This is a genomic window from Albidovulum sp. (assembly GCF_049646345.1).
GTDB lineage: Bacteria > Pseudomonadota > Alphaproteobacteria > Rhodobacterales > Rhodobacteraceae > Albidovulum.
The window spans coordinates 1-5222 of record NZ_JBARVQ010000368.1; the positions used below are offsets into that span (position 1 = coordinate 1).

Consider the following 5222-nt stretch of genomic DNA (forward strand, 5'->3'; position numbering starts at 1 on the left):
GATCAACCTCGGCCAGATCAAGAACGAGCCGCGGCGGCCCGGCAAGCAGAAAGGTCCGATATGGCACTGTCCGGCTCAGTGTCAGGTTGAGCGTGCTGCCCCCTTCGTCATCCGCCAGCCCAGACCGCGCCACATCAATAGTTGCCCCCCCCTCCGCCCCGAAAGCCGGGAGAGGCGCGGGCACGAAAACGGTGCCGCAGATCAGAAGTATCAAAAGCGCGAATGCCCGCATCATGCCCGCCCGGGTTTTCCCGCCATCATAGGCGTGTCGGATCGAAAGCGGAATCCCCGCTTGGCTCAGACATGACGCCCCATGAACGCCGCCAGCCGCGCCAACCCCTCGCGGATATCGGCGGTCGAGCGGGCATAGGAAAACCGCAAGGTCTGCCCGCCCCGTGACGGGTCGAAGTCGAGCCCCGGCGTCACTGCCACACCCGCCCGGTCAAGGATCTCGGCGGCGAAGGCGCGGCTGTCATCGGTCAGGTCCGAGACATCGGCATAGATGTAGAAGGCACCGTCGGGCGGCGCGATCTTTGTGAACCCGGCCTTTGGCAGACCCTCCAGCATCAGCCGCCGGTTCTCGGCATAGACGGCGCGATTTGCCTCCAGCTCATCAACACAGTCCAGCGCCGCAAGGGCTGCAACCTGACTGGCATGCGGCGGGCAGATGAACATGTTCTGCGCCAGCCGTTCGACCATCCGCACATGCGCTTCCGGCACGACCATCCAACCGATGCGCCAGCCGGTCATCGAGAAATACTTGGAAAAGGAATTGATGACATAGACCTCGTCCGACACTTCCAGTGCCGACACGGCCCGGCCTTCGTAGTGAAGCCCGTGATAGATTTCGTCCGAGATGAAGCTGACGCCCTTCTCCCCGGCGGTGCCAATCAGCGCGCCCAGCGCGTCGCGGTCCAGCATCGTGCCCGAAGGATTGGCGGGCGAGGCGACGATCAGACCCTGAACATCCGCAGGAATGTCAGCGGCGCGCGGCTGGTAGCGGTCTTCGGCCCGTGTGGGGATGCCGACCGGGGTCAGGCTCAGCGCTTTCAGGATCTGGCGGTAGGAGGGATAGCCGGGTTCCCCCAAAGCCACCCGGTCGCCCGCATCGAAGAGTGCCGTGAAGGACAAAAGGAACGCCGCCGAGGACCCGGCCGTCACCACAATGCGGCCGGGATCGAGGTCAATCCCGTACCAGCGCTGGTAAAGCCCGGCGATGCCCTGTCGCAGCGCAGGCAGGCCAAGCGCGACGGTATAGCCGAGCGCATCCTTCTCCATCGCGGTGGCCAAGGCTGCCCGCGCCGCCGCGGGGGCGGGCGTTGAAGGCTGGCCCACTTCCATATGGATGATGTGGCGTCCATCGGCCTCGGCCGCGCGGGCGGCTTCCATCACATCCATCACAATGAAGGGATCGACCACCCCACGGCTTGAACCCCTCATGCTTCACTCCCTATGCTGCGGCCCGTGCCGGCTGCGTTCATTCCAGTCCAAAGCAGCGGCGTCAATGCCCGCCCAAGGTGGGGCTTGCAGCGCCGCTTGGATCGAACCATGGTCGGCAACCGAATTCACCGGCGCGGCAACGACCGCGCCGTCAGAGAGGATACCAGATGAAACTTGCCCCCTTCGCCCTTGCTGCGGCGCTCGCCACCCCTGCCGCCGCCTTCGACATCTCATCCATGTCCGAGGCCGAGCGCGAAGCCTTCCGGGCCGAGGTGCGCGCCTATCTGCTCGAAAACCCCGAAGTGCTGTCCGAAGCGATCGAGGTTTTGCAACAGCGTCAGGCCGATGATGCGGCGTCCCAGGACCTCAATCTGGTGAAGGCCAACCAAAAGGACCTGTTTGAGGACGGGTATTCCTTTGTCGGCGGCAATCCCGAAGGCGATATCACCATCGTCGAGTTCATCGACTATCGTTGCGGCTATTGCCGCAAGGCCCACGAAGAAGTCGGGCAGTTGATCGAGTCAGACGGCGATATCCGCTATATCGTCAAGGAATTCCCGATCCTCGGCGACCAGTCGGTCATCGCCGCGCGCTTTGCCATTGCCGCGCTGCAGGTCGCCGGTCGCGAAGCCTATGAAAAGGTCAATGCGGGCTTCTACGAAAGCTTCCGCGGCGATGTGAGCGTCGAGACGCTGACGGCGTTTGCCACGGATCTCGGCCTCGACGGTGGCCCGATCATCGCCCATATGGACGCGCCCGAAGTGACGAAGGTGATCGAGGAGAACAACCTGCTGGCGCAGCGCATGCAAATCTCCGGCACGCCGACCTTCGTGATGGGCAGCCAGATGCTGCGCGGTTATGCGCCGCTCGACACGATGCAGGCCATCGTCGCCGAAGAGCGCGGCTGACCGGACCGTACATCACGACGCCGGAGCGGGCGCATTGATGCCGCGTAAGGGCGACAGCCTTCTGGCGGCATTGCCGAAGGCGGCCGGGTTTATCGGGAACTTGGCCGAGGTCGGCTGGCACAGGATGCTGCAGCTTCAGGCCGAAAGCGGGCGGGCTGCGCGGGCTTGACCGCGCGGCAGCCGCGCTGGCCGAAGACAAGGCCAGCGCCAGATGGGTGCCGCCCGACCGTCTGCCCGCCCTTCTGCCGACGATCTGCCGGGTCGGTGCCCTCCGCCTTTCGCTCTTTTCCACCTATGCCCAATTCGGAACGGCCGAAGAGGTAACGCTGGCGGAGTTGAAGATCGAACTGATGTTCCCCGCCGATCCGGACAGCGAAACGCTCCTGACCCAGCTTGGCGGCGGTTAGCCCCCCGGCCAGTCTGCCGTCTATATGCAGACCTCGTAGAGCGCGCGGGTATTGTCGCGCGTCATCTCGACCGGGTTGCCGCCGCAGGACGGGTCTTCCAGCGCCATTTCGGTCAGCTCGTCGAGACGCGTGGCCTCGACCCCCATCGCGGTGAGGTTTTCCGGGATCGAAAGCCCGGCCCGCAGCTCCATCACACGCGCCCGGAACCCGTCGAACCCGCCCGCAATGCCAAGATAGGCGGCGGCCTTTTCGATCCGATCCTCGATGGCGTGACGGTTGAAGTCGAGCACCATCGGCATGACGACGGCATTCGTGGTGCCATGATGGGTACCGTAGACCGCGCCCACGGGGTGGCTGAGCGAATGGATAGCGCCGAGGCCCTTCTGGAAGGCGACGGCCCCCATCGCGGCGGCACTCATCATGTTCGCCCGCGCCTCAAGATCGGTGGGCGTTGCATAGACCTTTGGCAGGTTCTCGAACACGAGCCGCATGCCTTCCAGCGCGATGCCCTGGCTCATCGGGTGGTAGAAGGGGCTCGAATAGGCCTCAAGGCAATGGGCGAGCGCGTCCATGCCGGTGCCTGCGGTGATGAATTTTGGCATGCCCACGGTCAGTTCGGGGTCGCAGATGGTGACGGCGGGCAGAAGCTTCGGGTGGAAGATGATCTTTTTCTTGTGGGTTTCCGAGTTGGTCAGAACCCCTGCCCGGCCCACTTCCGATCCGGTTCCGGCGGTCGTCGGCACAGCGATGATCGGCGCGACTGTGTCAGGATTGGCGCGGGTCCACCAGTCGCCGATATCCTCAAGTTCCCACACGCTCACATTCTGATCGACCATCAGCGCGATCATCTTGCCAAGATCAAGCGCCGAGCCGCCGCCGAAACAGACCACCCCATCATGGCCGCCCTTGCGATAGGCCTCGATCCCGGCTTCCATGTTCTTCTCGTTCGGGTTCGGATCGACCTCGGAAAAGACCGCGCGACCAAGACCTGCGGCGTCGAGGATATCGAGCGCCCCAGCCGTGATCGGCAGCGACGCCAGCGCCTTGTCGGTCACCAGGAGCGGGCGCTTCATGCCCACCGCCTTGCAGTGATCGGCAAGTTCCTTGATGCGGCCGGGGCCGAATTTGACAGCGGTCGGATAGGACCAGTTGGCGGTGGGGGCGGTAATGATTTCACCTTGCGGAAATGGTAGGAACGGGGACGGGTGATGGACTGATAGCCGAGCTTGGAGAGGCCGACGCCGCGACCTGTATCCTTGCAGCCGGTCCAGCAGATCGACGGGTCGAGGTAATCGGCGCGGTTCATGAAGACGGTGCCGGTTTCGATCTGACGCGCGATATTCCAGGCGCGGTCGGCGTCCTGGGTCCAGAGGCTGGCGGTCAGGCCGTAAGGGCTGTCATTCATGAGGCTCAGCGCCTCTTCGTCCGACTTCACGGGCATGATGCCAACGACAGGGCCGAAACTTTCTTCGGTCATAACCCGCATTGAGTGGTCAACATTCACCAGAACCTGCGGCATCAGATAGGCCCCGCCATCATCGGCGGGGAAGTTCTGCTGTTCGATCAGGGGTTTGGCACCGGCCGCAATCGCCTCATCGGTCTGGGTGCGGACGGCGGCGGCGAAGCGTTTATTGGCCATGGGTCCAAGGGTGGTTTCAGCGTCGAACGGATTGCCGAGTTTCAGCGTATTGACCCAGTTCACGGCCTTTTCGACGAAGTCGTCATAAAGCTTGTGGTTCACATAGATCCGCTCGATCCCGCAGCAGCACTGACCGGCATTGAACATCGCGCCGTCCATCAGCGTATCGACGGCCCAGTCGACATCGGCATCCTCCATCACATAGCCGGGATCCTTGCCGCCAAGCTCCAGCCCGAGCGCGGTGAAGGTGCCCGCCGCCGCCCGTTCGATGGCCTGCCCGCCACCGACCGATCCGGTGAAGTTGACGAAGCCGAACGACCGGTCAGCGATCAGTTTTTCGGTGCCTGCATGGTCAAGGACGATGTTCTGGAACACATCCTCGGGCACGCCTGCGGCATGCAAAGCCTCGGCGATGCGGTCGCCGACGACCAGCGTCTGGCTGGCATGTTTCAGGATGACCGAATTCCCGGCGATGAGCGCCGGAACCACGGTGTTCATCGCGGTCATGTAGGGATAGTTCCACGGTGCCACGATGAAGACGACGCCATGCGGCGCGAATTCGATGCGGCGGGCGAAACTGCCGCTGTCTTCGACCACCATCGGGGCCAAAGCCTCGGCGGCGATCCCGGCCATGAAGTCCGAGCGTTCGTTGAGGCCGCCGAACTCGCCGCCGAACCGCGTCGGGCGGCCCATCTGCCAGGCCAGTTCCTCAACGATCCGGTCCTTGTCGGCGTTGAGATTGGCGACACCGGCCTGCACCAGCCTGATGCGGTCCTCAAGCGGCCGGGCGGCCCATGCGCCCTGCGCCGCCCTGGCCCGCGCCACGCA

General features: G+C 64.0%; 6 protein-coding genes and 1 pseudogene. 3 read left to right on the plus strand and 4 right to left on the minus strand.

Annotated features, from left to right (window positions below; translation table 11 throughout):
• Both WBB85_RS09175 and WBB85_RS09180 read right to left on the minus strand, forming a co-directional pair.
• Positions 1 to 235 (minus strand): annotated as a pseudogene (locus WBB85_RS09175) (N-acetylmuramoyl-L-alanine amidase); the annotation flags it as partial.
• A gap of 62 nt (positions 236 to 297) precedes the next feature.
• Positions 298 to 1440, minus strand: coding sequence for a pyridoxal phosphate-dependent aminotransferase (locus WBB85_RS09180; protein WP_432638320.1), 1143 nt, complete (start codon positions 1438 to 1440; stop codon positions 298 to 300).
• A 167-nt stretch (positions 1441 to 1607) separates the two neighbouring features.
• Between WBB85_RS09180 and WBB85_RS09185 the strand changes: the two genes are divergently transcribed.
• From WBB85_RS09185 to WBB85_RS09195, 3 genes are read left to right on the plus strand one after another with little or no spacing between them, the layout of a single operon-like run.
• Positions 1608 to 2348, plus strand: a complete 741-nt coding sequence (locus tag WBB85_RS09185) for a DsbA family protein (RefSeq protein WP_432638321.1) — start codon at positions 1608 to 1610, stop codon at positions 2346 to 2348.
• Positions 2349 to 2385: 37 nt separating this feature from the next.
• Entirely contained in the window at positions 2386 to 2517 is a 132-nt protein-coding gene (locus WBB85_RS09190; RefSeq protein WP_432638322.1) for a hypothetical protein, read from the plus strand.
• Positions 2518 to 2563: 46 nt separating this feature from the next.
• Complete coding sequence (locus WBB85_RS09195; RefSeq protein WP_432638323.1) at positions 2564 to 2755, plus strand: hypothetical protein; 192 nt, start codon at positions 2564 to 2566, stop codon at positions 2753 to 2755.
• Positions 2756 to 2775: 20 nt separating this feature from the next.
• Here the strand turns inward: WBB85_RS09195 and WBB85_RS09200 are convergent, their stop codons facing one another.
• Both WBB85_RS09200 and WBB85_RS09205 read right to left on the minus strand, forming a co-directional pair.
• A complete protein-coding gene (locus WBB85_RS09200) occupies positions 2776 to 3924 on the minus strand; it encodes an iron-containing alcohol dehydrogenase (RefSeq protein ID WP_432638325.1) in 1149 nt (382 codons plus the stop codon).
• Positions 3825 to 5222: aldehyde dehydrogenase family protein (locus WBB85_RS09205; protein ID WP_432638324.1), on the minus strand; the 1398-nt coding region annotated here is incomplete at its 5' end. The genes WBB85_RS09205 and WBB85_RS09200, both read right to left, overlap by 100 nt.

What these genes read in the sequence shown, in the direction of transcription:
- WBB85_RS09190 (WP_432638322.1), top strand. Translation starts at nt 2,386, where the DNA reads ATGCCGCGTAAGGGCGACAGCCTTCTGGCGGCATTGCCGAAGGCGGCC.
- WBB85_RS09180 (WP_432638320.1), bottom strand. Translation starts at nt 1,440, where the DNA reads ATGAGGGGTTCAAGCCGTGGGGTGGTCGATCCCTTCATTGTGATGGAT.
- WBB85_RS09185 (WP_432638321.1), top strand. Translation starts at nt 1,608, where the DNA reads ATGAAACTTGCCCCCTTCGCCCTTGCTGCGGCGCTCGCCACCCCTGCC.